The organism is Nostoc sp. C052 (assembly GCF_013393905.1).
Lineage (GTDB): Bacteria > Cyanobacteriota > Cyanobacteriia > Cyanobacteriales > Nostocaceae > Nostoc.
Genome location: NZ_CP040272.1, coordinates 831,188 through 847,711 on the forward strand (window position 1 = coordinate 831,188; position 16,524 = coordinate 847,711).

Below are 16,524 nucleotides of genomic sequence, written 5' to 3' on the forward strand. Positions count from 1 at the left end.
CCAAAAATATCAAACAATACTACCTATCCTAATTTGGTATTATGAGTAATTTCTGGCGATTATTCTTCAGTATAATTATCGCTTTACCTCTGACTTTTTTAACTTTACCTGCACATTCTGCACCCATTTTAATTACCCAAATTACAGCGGGTGGTTTCTTAGAGTTGGGTGTAGATAAGATGCGGCGAGGTGATTATCAGGAAGCAATAGAGAATTTCAACCAGGCAATTGCACTTGAAAAAGATTTAGCTGTGGCTTATAGCGATCGCTGTCTTGCTTATCTCCAACTACAAGATTACCATCAAGCGATCGCAGATTGTACGCAAGCCATAAATTTTGCACCGGATAACTTTGAGGCTTATCTAAACCGAGGAGTAGCACACTACAGACAAGGGGATTATCCTACTGCCATTGTCGATCATAACCAAGCGATCGCACTTAAACCCTACGATTTTCGAGCTTACTACAACCGAGGACTAGCCCGTGCTGGTGATGGGAAAGACTCAGAGGCAATTCTTGACTTTAATTTAGCCCTAACTCAAATTCCTCGAATCAGTAGCTTATTGCTTGCAGATATCTATAATGACCGAGGTTTAGCGCATTTTGTCTTGCAAGATATCCAAGCTGCGATGCTCGACTTTAGTTTAGCAATTCGCCTCAATGCTAACGATTATAGAGCGTACTTTAACCGAGCTTGTGCTTGCGGACGAAACGGAGATGACTTTGGTGCAGTGCGTGATTTTTCTCAAGTAATCAGACTTAACCCCAGTAATGCCCAGGCTTACGTTAATCGGGGAGTAGCTCAGTATCGCTTAGGATATCATTTAGCTGCGATCGCTGATTTACAAAAAGCATCTGAGTACTTTGAAAATCAAGGAAAGAGAGTTGCCTACGAAAAAACTCTAGATTTACTGAAGAATCTGCGACAAAAAATCTCCTTTGCAACGGAAATCGCTCTTTTATAAGATTTTTAGTACTATACAGGGTATCCACCAGCTTGAAAAATCTGTTCGGCGGTTAAGTTCAATTCTGGGAAAAGAGGTGAGATAATGCGATCGCTACCTCGAAACTGACTGACTTGGTATTCTCCCTCAATTAAAGTGTAAAGCGAGAAAGTTGGTTGTTTAGGGTTGCCAATAAATCGCCTACCGCCTAAAGCAGCATAGTCTACAATCCAGTATTCTGGGATGCCTACAGCCTCATAGTCAGCAGCTTTTTTTAAATAATCATCACGCCAATTGCTACTTACTACCTCAACTACTAAGGGTATTGATTCCGCTTGGCTTACAGTAGATTCTTTCTTCCACAGAGGTTCGTTTACCAAATTAGGGAGATTTAATATCAGCACATCTGGTGAGTAAGCCGATTCACTTTCAAGCGGCTTTACTAATACTGTTTTTGGGATGCCATAGGGTAGGCTGATGCGAGTATATTCTAGAATAAATTTCTGGAGTAAAAATACTATAATCTGTTCATGGTAGCCTGTAGGTTGCGGCATCTCTACAATTACTCCATCATGCAATTCATAACGTTTTCCTGTGTTGTCAGGATATTTAGCAACGAATTCATCGAATGTAACTAGTTTGCGTAGGGCTTGAATCATAAATTATTGTCTTCTATTGTGTTTGTGAAGCGTCTATTTTTCTCAATGCTAACGTAATTCGTAATTGTTACATTTAGCGCTTCTCAGTATAGTTCAATACAAACCTAACCCACAGCCCTTTCCCTACAAGGAAAGTAAGCTTCAAAGTCTCTCTACTTTTAGGCTACGGTGTACACATAAGTGGTATCTGCAAGGGTTTCAAGCTTTATAGACCCAATAAATTGTCATTACGAGCGAAGCGAAGTAATCGCATAATCTCGTAGTTAAAGCGATTGCTTGTCTACGACACGCACTTGCGTTCGTCGTTCCTGCTCTCTACGAGACGCACTCGCGTTTACAATGACAGGCTTTCGGAGCGATCGCACAATCCTATTGCTAGATAACGAAACCACGTACTAGTGGGAATTTTAAGACTTGTATGTACACCGTAGACTTTTAGGAGAGAGGTTAGATCATATTACCAGTAGAACCGAGATCACACTTCAATAAGTTCATCTCGGCTAAACTAAATATTTATACTTAAGTATAACAAATACTCATATAGGAACTTAAATTATGGCAATGAGGAGAGGCGATCGCAGAGATTCTAATTATGACAACGCTATTAATAATCCTCGCTCACAGCAGAAAGAACCAGTTTCTTATCATGAACTTAAACTTTCATTGATGACTGTTCGTGCGAATCTTGAGGAAGCTGCATCTGAACGTGATAAATGGCAAGAATGTGCAAAAGAATATCAAGAAGCTGCATCCCAACTGGTTCATGTTCAGCAAGAGATTCAAACTTACCAAATCGAAACTAATGAGCTAAAAGAGCAAATTACTCAAAATTATCGCTTCTATATTGATGAGCAAGAAAATCATCAAAAGACGCTCTACCTTTACAACGAAGAAAAGGCAAAAATATCACAACTAGTTCATGTTCACCAGCGAGAGATCCAAACTTGCCAACTCGAAGCTAATGAGCTAAAAGAACAAGTCACTCAAAATTATCGCTTCTATATTGATGAGCAACAAAGCCATCAACAAACACTCTGTCTCTACAATGAAGAAAAAGCTAGAGCAACTGAATTTCTTACCAAATATGATGCAGCTAACTCTGAACGAGAAATGTATTTGACTTTATACAATGAGGCTAAAGCAGAACTCAAACATGAGCGTCGTTCCAAAGCTAGTATTAAGGGATGGGAAACGCGCCGGAAAGCCGAAAATGAAAAACTAAAACGAGAAATTGCCCAGATGGTTGTGCTATTGCGTGACTCTTTAGCTAGTAAGGATGAAGCAGTAAATAGTCTTTACCTTGTAGCAGAGCGTATGGATCGGATTCAATCTCTAGTTGATTCGGTGGAAGAAGAAACAACTAACAATCCTATAGGTTTAGTACAAAAGTTTAAACGCATCTGGCTGGCAATTAAAGATATCCTTTCTGAATAAACAAGTATATTGATGAGCAATAAATCACTACCATCTACGCAAAAAAAAGGTAAAGCGAAGTTGGGAGATCAAATTCGCAGTATTGCCGATCGCCTTAAACAAGAGACTGATGTACAGATACAAGCAACTTCTCGGATTTTAGGGGCTGCTGCTCAAATTGCCGAAAATCATGACCGACTTATTAATGAAGTAGTTGATATGGTTGAGTCAGACCTAAATGTAGAGAAACAGGTATCTCAGAAGCATACTTATAGTGTTGATATTCTGAAGCAACAGTTTAAAACATTACGGGATGCAAAGGCTCACTTTAATCTGAAAGTTACTAGTTGGGAATCACTAGTTAATAAATTAAATACTGCATCTTGCCAAACAAACATAATACAGAATCAACCTCAATCAAATCAGGGTTTGGCAGACACCAATATAATAAATAGTGAAGATAATTTTAATAGTATTGAAAAATTTACAGTTTATTTAGAAGCTGATGTAGCAGAAATGTTTCCCAATTCGGAAGCTGTAAATGAAGCTCTGCGTTTTTTAATTAGAGTTACAAGTAAAAATAGTTGAAGTATTTTAGCAACTTTATAGAAAAATATATTTTTCTATAAAGTTGAGTATCTTTTCTTCTCTTATGACTAACCGATTAGGCGTAATACCATCAAAGAGCGATCTGTGACTGGTACAGTTTGAGAACCTGAAACTAATTTTCCCCGATCTAAAAAGCGAGGTTCATTAGTGTCAATTACTATCTCCCATACCTTATCTTTAAATTCATTGGGTAAAGCAAACTCAATTAACTCGTAGTGAGCGTTAAAAAATAACAGAAAACTTTCATCAATAATCCGCTCACCACGATCTCCTGGAGTAGCAATTCCCTGCCCATTCAAAAAAATCTCCATTACTTTAGCATAACTAACTAACCACTGCTTCTCAGTCATTTCACTGCCATCAGCATTAAACCAAGCAATATCATTAATGCCTGAACCGTGAATGGGGCGACCTTGAAACCACTTACGTCGTCGGAATACTGGATGTTGATGGCGAAAATTAATTAGTTCGCGTGTAAAGTCTAATAAATCCGAGTTCGCTTTATGCAAATCCCAATGCCGCCAAGAAATTTCATTGTCTTGGCAATAGACATTATTATTTCCCTTTTGACTACAACCAATTTCATCCCCCTCTAATAGCATTGGGACACCTTGAGATAGCATTAGGGTTGCTAAAAAGTTTCGTCGTTGCCGTTCGCGCAAACGCATTACTTCTGGATCGTCGGTTTCACCTTCTGCACCACAATTCCAGGATCTATTATGGCTTTCACCATCTCTACTGTCTTCCCCGTTTGCCTCGTTATGTTTTTCGTTGTAGCTGACCAAATCATTTAACGTGAAACCATCATGAGCAGTGATGAAATTAATACTTGCATTTGGGTTGCGTCCATTGGTTTGATACAGGTCAGGGCTACCGGTAAAACAGTAAGCAAATTGTCCTAAACTATCATCTACACCACGCCAAAAATCTCTGACTGTATCCCGATATCTACCATTCCACTCAGACCAACGCAATGGAAAGTTCCCGACTTGATAACCACCTTCACCTAAATCCCAAGGTTCAGCAATGAGTTTTACATCTGCCAAGATTGGGTCTTGATGAATAATATCAAAGAAAGCTGATAGGTTATCTACTTCATATAATTCCCGCGCCAGCGCCGAGGCCAAATCAAACCGAAAGCCATCTACATGCATTTCTATTACCCAATAGCGCAGGCTATCCATGATTAACTTCAGAACTTGAGCATGACGCACATTCAGAGAGTTACCGCAGCCTGTAAAATCCATGTAGTAGCGAGGGTCATCTTTTACCAAACGGTAATATACAGAATTATCAATACCTCGCAAAGATAGCGTTGGCCCAAAATGATTTCCTTCGCCAGTGTGGTTATAAACTACATCTAAAATAACTTCAATTCCCGCAAAATGTAGTGCCTTGACCATTTGCTTGAATTCAGTAACTTGTTGTCCCCCAGTTCCACTAGCACTGTAACTAGAATAAGGTGCAAAATAGTTGATGGAATCGTAGCCCCAGTAATTCTTTAATCCTTTATCTTCTAAATGTCCTGGATGAGATAGAAAATGATGTACTGGCATCAATTCAACTGCTGTAATTCCTAATTGCAGTAAGTGTTGAATTGCAGCTGGATGCGCCAAGCCAGCATAAGTTCCACGTAATTCTTCTGGAATAGCTGGATGTAGTTTAGTAAAACCTTTGACGTGAGTTTCATAAATAACAGTTGTATGCCAAGGTGTCGCAAGCAGTTGATCGCCTTCCCAATCAAAAGATTGATCGACTACAACGCACTTGGGCATTATTTTGGCATCATCTAATTCAGAAAAAATTAAGTCTTTTTCTTCAGCGTCTAGAGAGTAGCCAAAGACAGATGGATCGTTACTAAATTCACCATCAATTGCTTTAGCGTAGGGGTCAATCAATAGTTTGTTGGGATTAAATCGATGACCTACTTCTGGTGCCCACATCCCATACACTCTAAACCCATACTTTTGACCTGGGCCAACTCCTGGTAAATAACCATGCCAAACAAAATTGTTTTTTTCTGTCAGAGGTAAGCGAATTTCTTCGTCATCATTATCAAATAAACAAAGTTCTACCCCTGTTGCATTTTCCGAAAATAAAGCAAAGTTTGTTCCTTTACCATCCCAAGTTGCACCTAAAGGATATACTTTACCTGGCCATAAAGTTACATACATAAGTAAATCTTGAATGATTTGTTTTTCGCCAAATAATTGACTTCGACTTTTTGAATAATTAGTTAAAATTGGAAGTTACTAATAATTCGTTAAAATCACTAATATTCAAATCTAACTGATAAATAATGTGATCTACTCTATCATTAGCAATATAAATCTCTATTCCTTAAGTCAGAAAAATTCCAGATATCAGGCGATCGCACAGCGTAGGGTAGTTGTGGAAATTGCGATCGCTTCGGCGGGACTAACCCCGGTAGAGATTGAAAATTAATATAAATCTTATGTACGATACATTCATATTTTACAATTGTGTGCTATTTGACCATTCCACATCTATCTTAGGTTAAGTTAATTTATTAAATTATTCCACCGATTGATGGATGTAAAAAACAATACCCTGTTGTTAGTTTATGTAATAGCTGAATCAACTACAAGCTTGAGATAAAAACCATGAGTATCGAAAAAAGAATAGAAGCTACTGCAAAAAATATTGAAGGAAAAATTCAAGAGGTTGTGGGTGAAATAACGGGTAATCCACAAGAGAAAGCTGAAGGACAGGCAAAGCAAGCTGAAGCCCAAGTTTCTCACACTGTAGAAAACATTAAGGACGAAGTTAAGAAAATTGTAGACTAATTTAGAGTGGTGTTCAGATCCCCGATTTCTTGAAGAAGTCGGGGATCTAGCAGCCCAACAAAATTAATCGTACAGACCACTAAGTAAGTCGGCATGGAAAAACCAAACTATGTAAAGATAAATAAATACGGAGAATATATCTACCGAGGTGACTGAGTATGGGCGCTCGTCTAAGGGTGTTCCTAAGCTATGAGCAAGATAAAACCCTGTTAAACCTAAGAACTGCGGATGTACCACAGAAAGTTAAAGACCGAGCAGAGGTCATTAGACTAAATGCACATGGCTGGTACGTAGAAAAAATAGCTGCTCATTTCAATTGGACTCCTCAAACGGTAAGAGAAATCTTACATAAATGGCGAAAACTTGATTTAGAAGGGCTTTGGGATAACCCAGGTAGAGGAGGCAAAACCAAGTATAGCGAAGAGGATATAGTATTTTTGGAGGAATGTCTCAAAGAAGAGCCACGTACATATAACAGTCGTCAACTAGCTCAAAAATTAGAGAGAGATCGCTCTATTAAACTGAGTCCCGACAGATTAAGACGGGTACTCAAAAAAAGGGGGTTATTTGGAAACGAGTCAGAAAGAGCCACAAAGGGAAACAAGACCCAAAAGTCCAAGAAATAAAGCAAGCAGACCTAGATATGTTAGAACTGTCTGCTGCTAGTGGAGAAATAGACTTGAAGTATTTGGATGAATCAGGGTTTTGTGCATGGAGCGAACCGGGTTACACCTATTACTTCCGAGGTGAGCAAAAACGACTAGAACAAAGTAAACGTCGTGGTCGTAGATTAAGCATTATTGGATTTTTTCAACCAATAATCAGCTTTGTTTACGGTTTGGTTATTGGTGGTGTTGACAGAAAATCTTATATCCAGATGATGGAGCAAGAAGCGGAGTCAGCCCAAAAGATCGGGCGCATCAGAGTAATAGTGCAGGACAACGGGCCGATACATCGATGTCTTCAGGTGCAGCAGTTATGGTCAAAGTGGGAACAGATGGGTTTATACATCTTCTTTTTGCCCAAATATTGCTCCGAAATGAATCCGATTGAATTGGAATGGCAACACCTTAAAAAGGATGAACTAGCAGGACGAATGTTTGATGATGAGTTGGATCTTGCTTACGCAGTAATAGATGGTGTTCAAGCTAGAGGAGAAAGAGGAAATTATAGGACACAACGTATTAAATTTAACTCTAATCTCTCTGGTTAAAATTTTGTTACATACTTATAAATTTTCCCGCCGACTTACTTAGTTATCGAACTTCGATTTGATTTATGAAAACATACTGAGACTGAAAAGCCTGTCTTATAAGGGTTTTATGTGAAATTTTGTTCAAAAGTCAGATATAAGTCCTATATAATTTATTAGTAATAGTCTAATATTAATTACTCCACTAACTTAGAGAAAGTGGAGTTTTTTTATTAGCTTAAAAGCGAAATCAGATATTCAATTCAATACGGTTAAGTTACAGCAGTTTTCATATAAATCATGATCGTAATGATCGGAAATATCAAATTCCATGACTTTTACCAATTACCCAATTACGCCGGAAAAATCGGGCTAATGCTGATTCTTCTAAAGATAAATAAATTGGCCGTCCGTGGGGACAGGTGCGGGGGTTACGAGTGTGTTGCCAATTATCTAAAAGTGTCTGCATTTCTTGTTGATTCATCGGTGTACCGTTACGAATGGCACTGCGACAGGCGACAGCTACTTGGGCTGTTTGTAAATCGCCTCCCCAACTAAGCTCTAAAATTGCCTCTGCACAGTCGTCTCGCTGTCGCAACGGTGCGGGTATGTTTCTGACAGCCCAAAGTTGCTCGCCAAAGGGTTCTATGTCTAAACCGATGCGTTGCAGTTGCGATACCTGCGCTGGCGACAATTGATAAAGAATGATTGGCGGTTCTACGGGGACAAGTTGCCAATCATCGCATAATTGTTCATACAAAACTCGCTCATGGGCAATATGCTGTTCGACTAACCACATCCCACCTGAATGTTCCGCCACAATATAAGTGTTGCTAACTTGAGCGACAGCTTTTAAGGAGTTAGGAGTTGGGAGTGAGGAGTTAGGAGTTTTGGGATTTTCGTTAGGATTTTGAGGATTGAAATTGTAACCGCCTTTAGCTTCTGCGGCTTTGAGTAATTTACTAACTCGTGTTGTGTGAACAGCTTCTTTGAGATTGGTAGAAGAAATGCTGAGTGCTTGGTTAATTGCTTGGGTAATTTGCTCTTGCCAATAAACGATTTCGTTGAGGTAAATTTCTGTTTTTGCGGGATTGCGATTCCAGTTAATTTGATCGGGGGAAATGGCAAGATGTAAGAAACAAATTGGATAGCGATCGCGCGGCAATGTTCTATGAAATGCTGATAATATCGTTTGCTCTAGTTCCGGTGTCTTCACCATCCTGCCGTTAATGGCTACACGTACCCAATCTGGACGATGACGATGACAGCGATCAGGTAATCCTACCACTAAAGTGAGTGCTGAGTGGGGAGTGGGGAGTAGGGAGTGGGGAGTGGGAAGTGAGTAGTTAGGAGTTAGGAGTGGTGAGTTAAAAGTGCTGAATTCTGAATTCTGAGTTCTGTGTTCTGAATTTAGTGGGTTGGGTATTTCGAGTTTTATCTCTTGCAAGTCACCTTGTCGCACTTGCGGTAAAATCTGCGGTAGGAGTTGTCCTGTTGTGGCAGCTGGACAGATGGTGAACCATTGACGATCGTTTTGCCAAATCTGCCAGGTGATGTGGGGATGACAGAGGGCGATTTGGTGAATTGTGGCTTGCACAGCTTTCATTTGCTGTGCTGTTGTGGGTAATCCCTGACGACGAGATGAGCAATTACCGAAAAGATGAGAAACTGTCACCACTGTACCAGGTGCGATCGCAGTTGCTTCAACTTGCACAACTTTCCCACCATCGCCATAAGTCATCCGCCATCCCAATTTCCCGCCTACAGGACGACTCAAAATTTCCAAATCTGCCAGAGTCGTTAAACTGTGCAACGCCTCACCACGAAACCCCAAACTGTGAATTTTCCATAAATCGGCACTAGAGCGAATTTTACTTGTGCTGTGGGCTGTGGCTGCTTGTTGTAAATCATCTAGATTCATTCCACAACCATTATCTGCCACACGAATTCGCCATTGCTGCGGCCATAGAGAAACCACAATTCGCGTTGCACCTGCGTCTAGGGAATTTTCTACCAATTCCCGCACCACAGAGGCTAAGGAGTCGATTACCTCTCCAGCTGTAATGAGATATACGACTTCTGTTGGTAGAGCTTGAATAGTAGATGCCATAAATTATAGTTTATAGCTTCTGGGGGAGATAGGAAAATGGGGAAGTGAATCTTATGAGAGATTTTTATTAATTATCTCTAGATGGTCGTTAATTACTTTCCCTGATTGCCAAAACTTTAGGTGGTTCGGGTTTGAGTAAACCGTTCAATAGGGATGCAGGAGGTTGACTATAAGGCCAAGCAAAAGCATGACGGAAAGCTGCATCTTGACAAGCGTGTAGTTGTTCAAAACTAATAATGTTGTAAGTCAAGAGATTTTCATACTCAAATGGTAGACGTACATTGTGCAATCCAGCATTATCAGTACAGATAGCGATATCGACCCCAGCATCAAAACAACGGTCAAAGACTAATTTGAGTTGACGTATATCCTGCAAAGTACCAGTTTTTAGGTAAGTTGTGGGGCAAACCTCTAAACACTGTCCGCGTTTAGCCACATCATTAAGTAACTCTGGATATAGTAAGGGAATTTGGATGCCGTGACCGATTCGCATTAGATAGGGTAACAGTTCTGGGTAACAACCAGCGGTAGTTTCATATAGATGTCCCGTGGTGTTAACGCCTAGCGATCGCGCATAATCATATAGACTAATCCATTCTTCTAAGCGATCGGCGTAATAGCTATCACCTCCCGCTACATCGACTGCACAAACATACTGTTGATTTTGCGCCGCCAAATCAACAATCGCCTTGTTCACCTCATAAGGTAGACGCGTGTGCATACAGAGAATTTGGCTAGTAACAATCGGATATTCTGGCTGGTGGCTGGCAAGTCCTACTACTTGCACAATTTCTGCCATCTTGTCAATTCTTTCGGATTGACTCAAATGCTCAGGTGTCCGCAGATAAGGAGTGTAGCGCAGTTCCAGATAAGCCAAATTTTCAAATATGTAAGCACCGCGCACCAAGCGATAGATAAAGTAAGGCAAAGTCTCCACAGTTTGCACACTTTCTACCAGGGTGTGTAATTCTAGATACTCATCTAGGGTGTTACGTGGGCGGGTATAAAAATCTTCAAATTCTGAATAGTCAGCAAAGCGGGAAATCAACTCCGAAGCATGTCGCTCGAAATATTGCCATAAAACTCGTGGTACAACCGAGCCGCCTAGATGTCTATGTAATTCAGCATATAAAGCCATAGTGGTATTTTTATCTAAAAATTTCAATAATTGTAACAAAAACATAGACAGAAAAAATCTGTCCTCGTAAAAATTTAGCTCTCAAGAATCCCCAGACATGACTCAGCCAAGTATTTGCCTTTGGTGCGGACGGCGGATTAATAAATTCCCAATGGAAGGAATTTACTCTGAATCGTGTTACATCAATTCGGCAGAGTATCAGAGAACACAAATACTTAGATTTGTGGTTACAGACTTTAAATTTCAGTTAGGCTGGATTAAAATACTGTAGCAATTCGATTTGATTTTTGAACTTATTTGCGTAGGTAGGGAGTAGGGAGTAGGGAATCAGCCCTTTCGAGTTGTGCAGAGTTTTTTCAAGAATCAAAAAATCAAATAGGAGTCCTAGTAAATGAATAGCAAAGAACTAGCGCAATACATCGAAGCAACCAATAGCATTACTAAACCTTGGCTTTTAGTACAACTGCGTCTTAAGAAATTACAAGAGCGTCGAGCTATGCTTGCAGACGATGTTTATACCAAAGAATTAGAAGATATTCACCTAGACTTGATGAAATTAGGTGAATGGTGGCGTGGTATTGAAGATGAGGTATTTTAAAGTGAGGAGTTAAAAAACTCTTGAAGAAAAATTCAGAATTCAGGAGTCAGAATTCAGAATAAAGATGCTCTATAAGAGAGGCTTTGCGAACGCTATCAGTAGGAATTTTAAACCAGTCTATTCAGACGCGCTATGCCGCGCTATCTGCTACTCGTACTGAATTCTGACTCCTGACTCCTGAATTCTGTTTCGATAACTCCTCACTTTTTACTTAAAACGCAACCTGATGGCTCAAGCTCTCGATCAAGTCGATTACGATACTCTCGATGCTGCAAAACGACGCTTCATCGATGCTGCAAAACGTACACTAGGCTTTGCAAGCACATACGGCATAGTACCCGCGTCGGGTCTAGGAGCCAGCGCCAACGCTTTCAGCTTTAACCTGGCTCCATTTCTAGAGGCGGGGGCTAGAGAACTTTCGATGACACTTGTACCCGAAGGACTGGGCACCGCAGACGATACCCGCCCTGACGACCTCAGTGAAGAAGAACTGCGACGATTCTGGTGGAATATTGGGATCAAGATCATCTCGTGTCTCACGAATGATGCTGCAACTTCCGGTATGCAAACTATACTTCTCGGTCTTTATCTGCCGTCGAGTACTCCTGAAACCATCTTTACCCCCGCATTTCTTGATGGGTTTCTGGATGGAGTAGTTGAAGCGTGCAAACGAGTCGGGTGTGTTTATCTCTCAGGGGAAACTCCTCAACTAAAAACGAAGATGATTCCAGGGCGGCTCGACATCGCCGGCTCGGTTTTTGGGGTTATGCCGGCTGGTGTTGCTCCGATTGATAGCTCGCGTCTGGATGCCGGAAATACCATTGTTCTCGTTGAGAGTTCGGGTCCCCATGAGAACGGCTTTACCCCATTGCGAAAGCTGGCTGAGTCGCTCCCTGATGGCTATAGAACAAAACTCCCAAGTGGCCAGGAGTTTTGGGAAGCGATGAATGCTGCATCATATCTCTATACGCCGCTTGTACAAGCGGTGCTTGGCGAGGGGATTCGTCCCACAGCGATGGAGAATATTACTGGTCATGGCTGGCAAAAGCTGATGCGTTCGGTGAAACCGCTCCGGTATGTTATCGAAACGATGCTCCCAGTACCAGAGATATTTACCTTTGTTGAGGGTCATCTTGAGGGCGGGTCTGAGACAATGCTTTCGGTGTTTAATTACGGTGCAGGATTTGCATTCTATACAGAGTCGGAGCAGGATGCAGAGAAAATTGTGCTACTTGCAAGGAAACATCAACTCTCGGCTGTGATTGCCGGAAGGGTTGAAACTTCCCTTAGTCGCGAGGTAGTAATAGAACCTTTGGGAATCACCTTGAAGGGAGATTCTTTTGGGATTGCGCGAGGGGTTTAACTTAAGGAGGTAGAGGGCAGGAGGCTCAGTTGGAATCCCCATAAATAAATTTAGGGGATTTAATAAGAACGCTGTGTTTCTTGCGCTGCACCACTCGAAATACATATTTATTTGTTTTCCATAAATAAATTTAGGGGCTTTAAACCCTTGATTGCTGAGGGCAAAAAATATATTTTCTTCCTCCTGGTTGAGTCGATGGGGGATATTATTCCCCGCACCTCTCAGTTATACCAATTCTCCAAAATAAAGCTACAGATGGGATAATAAGATTAAATGAGATGAAGGATGAACAATGTCAGGGGTATATCACCTAGAAATAAAAGAGACTCCAGAAGAACTCAAAGAGTTACTGGCAAACCAAAAAACAGCAACAGGTTTTGAAAGAGTGCAGTTACTGTATCTACTCAAAACAGGGCATGGTCAAACAATTTCTCAAACCGCAGAGATTATTGGTCGGAATCGGGTGACACTACACAAGTGGATTCGACAGTACTCTTCTGGTGGAATTGAAGGACTATTAAAACAAAAATCTTCACCAGGAAGACCGAGAAGTATTCCCACATGGGCAGAAACAGCACTCTCTAAAAGATTGCAAGAACCACTGGGATTTAATGGTTATCAAGAAATTGTCGAATGGCTAGAACAAAAGTTGGGAGTAAATACTTGCTACAAGACAGTTCACAAGCTGGTGTATTATCGTTTGGAGTCATGCCCAAAAGTGCCACGCCCCAAAAGCTCTGAACAGTCACAGGCACAAGTAGAGGCATTTAAAAAAACCTTGCAGACAACCTAGCAATGCTCCATTAGACTTATCCGCAAAATGTAAATGCTTACTGTGAATGGGTTTGAGCAATTCAGATTGAATAGGCGATCGCTATCTTACTCTACGAGAAAATAGGTGTTTGGCGGCATTCTGAGACAAAAAATTAAAATTAGAGTAAAAAGTACAAAACGATGAAATCAATTTCAGGATAAAAAATTAAGTATTAATGGTTAAGGATACTAAGCGATTAAGTCTTAACCTAATCAGCCCACAAACTGCCAGAATTACCTGACTATATCGATGACGAGCGAGACGGAATTTTTCCGAGGCTACTCGAAATATTTTTACCCGACATATCATGTGTTCAACGGCAATTCTGCGAGACGAAAGTTGTTTATTCTCTTGTTTTTGGAATTCCGAAATTTCTGTATTCTTTCGTTTCTTATGAGGTGTGGTAATGGCATCATCTCCAATATAGGCCTTATCACCTATAAACCTTTGTGAGTCAGCAAATTTATTCCGAGTATCTCGAAATAAATTAATATCACTTGTTTTTCCCAGCATTCCCACACAGATATCTACAATATCTTCACCACCTGGTAAGACAATAAACTGGTTTTTTAGAGTATGCATTTTTTCTTACCAGAGTAATATCTTTTTTGTTCTTGATAGTCTACAGGTCTCGCTGTAGCCTGTTCTGCACTATCAACAATTAATTCATACTCGGACAGCATTTGCTGCAATTCTTGATATTTTTGACTATCTACTGACGCTTCTTCTATTTGAGATGCTGGTAAAATTTCTCTCAAAATATCTACCCAATAGTTAAAAGCATCATTCGCTTTTGTTTTGGAAATATCAAAGAGTAACCCTAAAATTTCAAAAATTGGTTTTTGTCTGAGGTAAACTAGACACAAGCATATTCCTTCTTTCGGTGACATCTCTGGTTTGCGTCCGCCTCCCTTGGCAATAATCCGAACTTTATTTTTTTCAATTTCTGCTTGTTTCTCTCTATGCCTTTTTTCCGCTAAGGATACCAATGCTAAAAACTGGTCATAATTAATCCCTATTAATCGTTTTGCTTCGTGGGGATGTGATTCAATTCTTGCTAAAGGGTTTGTCATATTATCTACATATAATTTTTACTCCGTTTTTTATTATCCCACTTTGTTTATATTAAGGATAAGTCTATTGGTTTTGTTTGGCAGTTTTATGCACAACGAAAACAATTCGCTTCTGTTGTGAAGATGAAACTCGAATTGGATTGAAAACAATCACAGGTAGGAAAATCACGGCAAGTGGGATTAAACCAGTTGGTGTAAATCAATGGCAATTCAAAGCAACATATTTATATGGAATTATCGAACCACTGACAGGAGAGAGTTTTTTTTGGGAATTCTCACATCTTAATACTGACTGTTTTCAGATATTCCTCAATCTAGTTTCCCAACACTTTGCTGATTCAGTACTCATTATTCAACTCGATAATGGTGCATTTCATAAAGCCAAACGTCTTCAGATACCAGATAACATCATTTTATTATTTCAGCCTGCACATTCTCCCGAGTTAAATCCCATTGAACAGGTTTGGCAATATATTAAGCGCCGACTGCGTTGGTTATTACCCAAAAATATTGATGATTTACGTATTGCTCTCTACGCTGAAATTGGTAAATTAACCAAAACAATTATTGCATCTATTACTGGAAGGCAATATATTTTGTCAGCTTTATCTGTAGCCGGATTTTAGAGAATTGGTATTAGATCCGTGCGTACCCGTTTCCGTGTACACGGCTCCCGATGTTCTCAGCTTACGCTTTTGCTCATGTGTTTGTAATCGTGGCAACTTTCATGAATTGCTTCGAGATTATTTTTCTTCCAGTTGGAGTGATTTCCATCGATGTGATGCAGGTGAACCCGTTCCTCATCAATGAACTTTAATCCGCAGGAAGCACATCTATGGTTTTGCTTATTAAGGGCAATAGAAGTTTCGCCGTCGTAGAGCTTACTTTTGCGTTCGCTCCAGTAGGCTGTGTCTCCGTCGTAAGGTGATTTAGTTCCTTTGACAGAAACGTGTTTGTTTTCGGAGTAAGAAACCTTTGGGAATGCTTTGTCTAGTAATTTCTTGCTAGAGTAGCGGTTTTGTTTGGTTTCCTTGTTGAATACCGTTCAATATCGAGTTCAATTACTCGCTTATCTATTCCGTTAGCTTTGGAGTTAAGGTTTTGGAAGACGTACTTTTGTGCATCATGGGCGGAGCGCCCAGTTCTGAACCCGTAGCTCCTGGAGTGGAAAGTGACAACGCGCAAGCTGGTTCGAGTGCATATTTTTCTAGGCATTGCCAAGCTCTATCCGCGGTGGTTGGTATCTTTAGCATTCTAGTAGTCCCGTCCTTTTTGGGGATGAGGATTTCCCGTAGTCCTTGATGTTTCCAATTTCCACTATTCATTCTCAGTAGTGCTTTAAGGTTGAAGCGTTCTTCAAATGAGAGGGATTTCTTACCATCAATACCAGCCGTCTTTTTACCAGCATTTAGCTGAGATACAAGTCTAATTGCAAGAAATCGAGCCGAGGTAGATTTTAGAATAAGCTTTTGGAGTAACCTAGCTTTCCGCTTGTCTCCAACTTGAACAGCTTTGTACACGAGCTTTTGAAGGCGGAAAAGATTTCGGCGGAATTTCTTCCACGGTAGGGCTTTCCAAGATTCACTAGTAGTCTGCCAACCCAAAAATGCGCTTGTGAGAACTGGGGAAAAGGAAAAGGGTAAGAGATTTAAACCTTTTCCCCCCGCCCCTTATCCCCAGAGGGAACCCCACCTTCCCCCTTACCCTTTACCCCGCCAAGTCACGAAAGCGAACTACTAGACCCACAACTCGTTTTTATTCGTTCCCTCGGAGAGATTGATTGTTCCGTTAGATGTAGCCAATT

The 16,524-nt window shown here is 40.5% G+C and carries 16 protein-coding genes and 1 pseudogene; 10 read left to right on the forward strand and 7 right to left on the reverse strand.

Annotated features, from left to right (window positions below; all coding sequences use genetic code 11):
- Positions 1–41: 41 nt before the first annotated feature.
- Entirely contained in the window at positions 42–965 is a 924-nt protein-coding gene (locus FD723_RS03465; RefSeq protein ID WP_179064100.1) for a tetratricopeptide repeat protein, read from the forward strand.
- An 11-nt stretch (positions 966–976) separates the two neighbouring features.
- Here FD723_RS03465 and FD723_RS03470 read toward each other — a convergent pair whose 3' ends face one another.
- Positions 977–1,603: a Uma2 family endonuclease gene (locus FD723_RS03470; RefSeq protein ID WP_179064101.1), complete on the reverse strand. Its 627-nt coding sequence runs from the start codon at positions 1,601–1,603 to the stop codon at positions 977–979.
- A 555-nt stretch (positions 1,604–2,158) separates the two neighbouring features.
- Here FD723_RS03470 and FD723_RS03475 point away from each other — a divergent pair.
- Positions 2,159–3,037, forward strand: a complete 879-nt coding sequence (locus tag FD723_RS03475; RefSeq protein ID WP_256875044.1) for a hypothetical protein — start codon at positions 2,159–2,161, stop codon at positions 3,035–3,037.
- Between the two features lie 12 nt (positions 3,038–3,049).
- Positions 3,050–3,604: a hypothetical protein gene (locus FD723_RS03480; RefSeq protein WP_179064102.1), complete on the forward strand. Its 555-nt coding sequence runs from the start codon at positions 3,050–3,052 to the stop codon at positions 3,602–3,604.
- Between the two features lie 68 nt (positions 3,605–3,672).
- On the opposite strand, the gene glgX is transcribed toward FD723_RS03480, so the two are convergent.
- Positions 3,673–5,799 (reverse strand): glycogen debranching protein GlgX, encoded by a 2,127-nt coding sequence (gene glgX, locus FD723_RS03485; protein ID WP_179064103.1) that lies wholly within the window; start codon positions 5,797–5,799, stop codon positions 3,673–3,675.
- A 127-nt stretch (positions 5,800–5,926) separates the two neighbouring features.
- Between glgX and FD723_RS03490 the strand changes: the two genes are divergently transcribed.
- From FD723_RS03490 to FD723_RS03500, 3 genes are all read left to right on the forward strand, one after another.
- Positions 5,927–6,070, forward strand: a complete 144-nt coding sequence (locus FD723_RS03490; protein ID WP_179064104.1) for a hypothetical protein — start codon at positions 5,927–5,929, stop codon at positions 6,068–6,070.
- A 179-nt stretch (positions 6,071–6,249) separates the two neighbouring features.
- Positions 6,250–6,432 (forward strand): CsbD family protein, encoded by a 183-nt coding sequence (locus FD723_RS03495; protein WP_179064105.1) that lies wholly within the window; start codon positions 6,250–6,252, stop codon positions 6,430–6,432.
- 158 nt (positions 6,433–6,590) lie between these two features.
- Positions 6,591–7,645, forward strand: a protein-coding gene (locus FD723_RS03500) for an IS630 family transposase (RefSeq protein WP_256875017.1) whose coding sequence is annotated in 2 segments (ribosomal slippage) — positions 6,591–6,983 and positions 6,986–7,645 — 1,053 coding nt in all. Because the reading frame shifts where the segments join, the coding sequence is not laid out codon by codon here.
- Positions 7,646–7,946: 301 nt separating this feature from the next.
- On the opposite strand, the gene mutL is transcribed toward FD723_RS03500, so the two are convergent.
- Both mutL and FD723_RS03510 read right to left on the reverse strand, forming a co-directional pair.
- Positions 7,947–9,734, reverse strand: a complete 1,788-nt coding sequence (gene mutL / locus FD723_RS03505; protein ID WP_179064106.1) for a DNA mismatch repair endonuclease MutL — start codon at positions 9,732–9,734, stop codon at positions 7,947–7,949.
- 88 nt (positions 9,735–9,822) lie between these two features.
- The gene (locus tag FD723_RS03510; RefSeq protein WP_179064107.1) at positions 9,823–10,872 is read right to left on the reverse strand and encodes an adenosine deaminase; all 1,050 of its coding nucleotides are present in this window, start codon (positions 10,870–10,872) and stop codon (positions 9,823–9,825) included.
- Positions 10,873–11,263: 391 nt separating this feature from the next.
- Here FD723_RS03510 and FD723_RS03515 point away from each other — a divergent pair, with 391 nt between their 5' ends.
- The 3 genes from FD723_RS03515 to FD723_RS03525 all read left to right on the forward strand — a co-directional run bounded on the left by FD723_RS03515 (position 11,264) and on the right by FD723_RS03525 (position 13,626).
- Complete coding sequence (locus FD723_RS03515) at positions 11,264–11,470, forward strand: hypothetical protein (RefSeq protein ID WP_179064108.1); 207 nt, start codon at positions 11,264–11,266, stop codon at positions 11,468–11,470.
- A 226-nt stretch (positions 11,471–11,696) separates the two neighbouring features.
- Positions 11,697–12,833, forward strand: coding sequence for an AIR synthase related protein (locus FD723_RS03520; RefSeq protein ID WP_179064109.1), 1,137 nt, complete (start codon positions 11,697–11,699; stop codon positions 12,831–12,833).
- Between the two features lie 292 nt (positions 12,834–13,125).
- A complete protein-coding gene (locus FD723_RS03525; protein WP_179064110.1) occupies positions 13,126–13,626 on the forward strand; it encodes a helix-turn-helix domain-containing protein in 501 nt (166 codons plus the stop codon).
- Between the two features lie 186 nt (positions 13,627–13,812).
- Here FD723_RS03525 and FD723_RS42415 read toward each other — a convergent pair whose 3' ends face one another.
- Entirely contained in the window at positions 13,813–14,229 is a 417-nt protein-coding gene (locus FD723_RS42415) for a transposase family protein (protein WP_256874853.1), read from the reverse strand.
- The gene (locus tag FD723_RS42420; RefSeq protein ID WP_256875045.1) at positions 14,217–14,720 is read right to left on the reverse strand and encodes a transposase family protein; all 504 of its coding nucleotides are present in this window, start codon (positions 14,718–14,720) and stop codon (positions 14,217–14,219) included. Before FD723_RS42420 ends, FD723_RS42415 begins: the two co-directional genes overlap by 13 nt.
- A gap of 77 nt (positions 14,721–14,797) precedes the next feature.
- Between FD723_RS42420 and FD723_RS03535 the strand changes: the two genes are divergently transcribed.
- Entirely contained in the window at positions 14,798–15,346 is a 549-nt protein-coding gene (locus FD723_RS03535) for an IS630 family transposase (protein WP_256875046.1), read from the forward strand.
- Positions 15,347–15,402: 56 nt separating this feature from the next.
- Here FD723_RS03535 and FD723_RS03540 read toward each other — a convergent pair.
- Positions 15,403–16,324: pseudogene (locus FD723_RS03540) on the reverse strand (group II intron reverse transcriptase/maturase).
- Positions 16,325–16,524 lie beyond the last annotated feature (200 nt).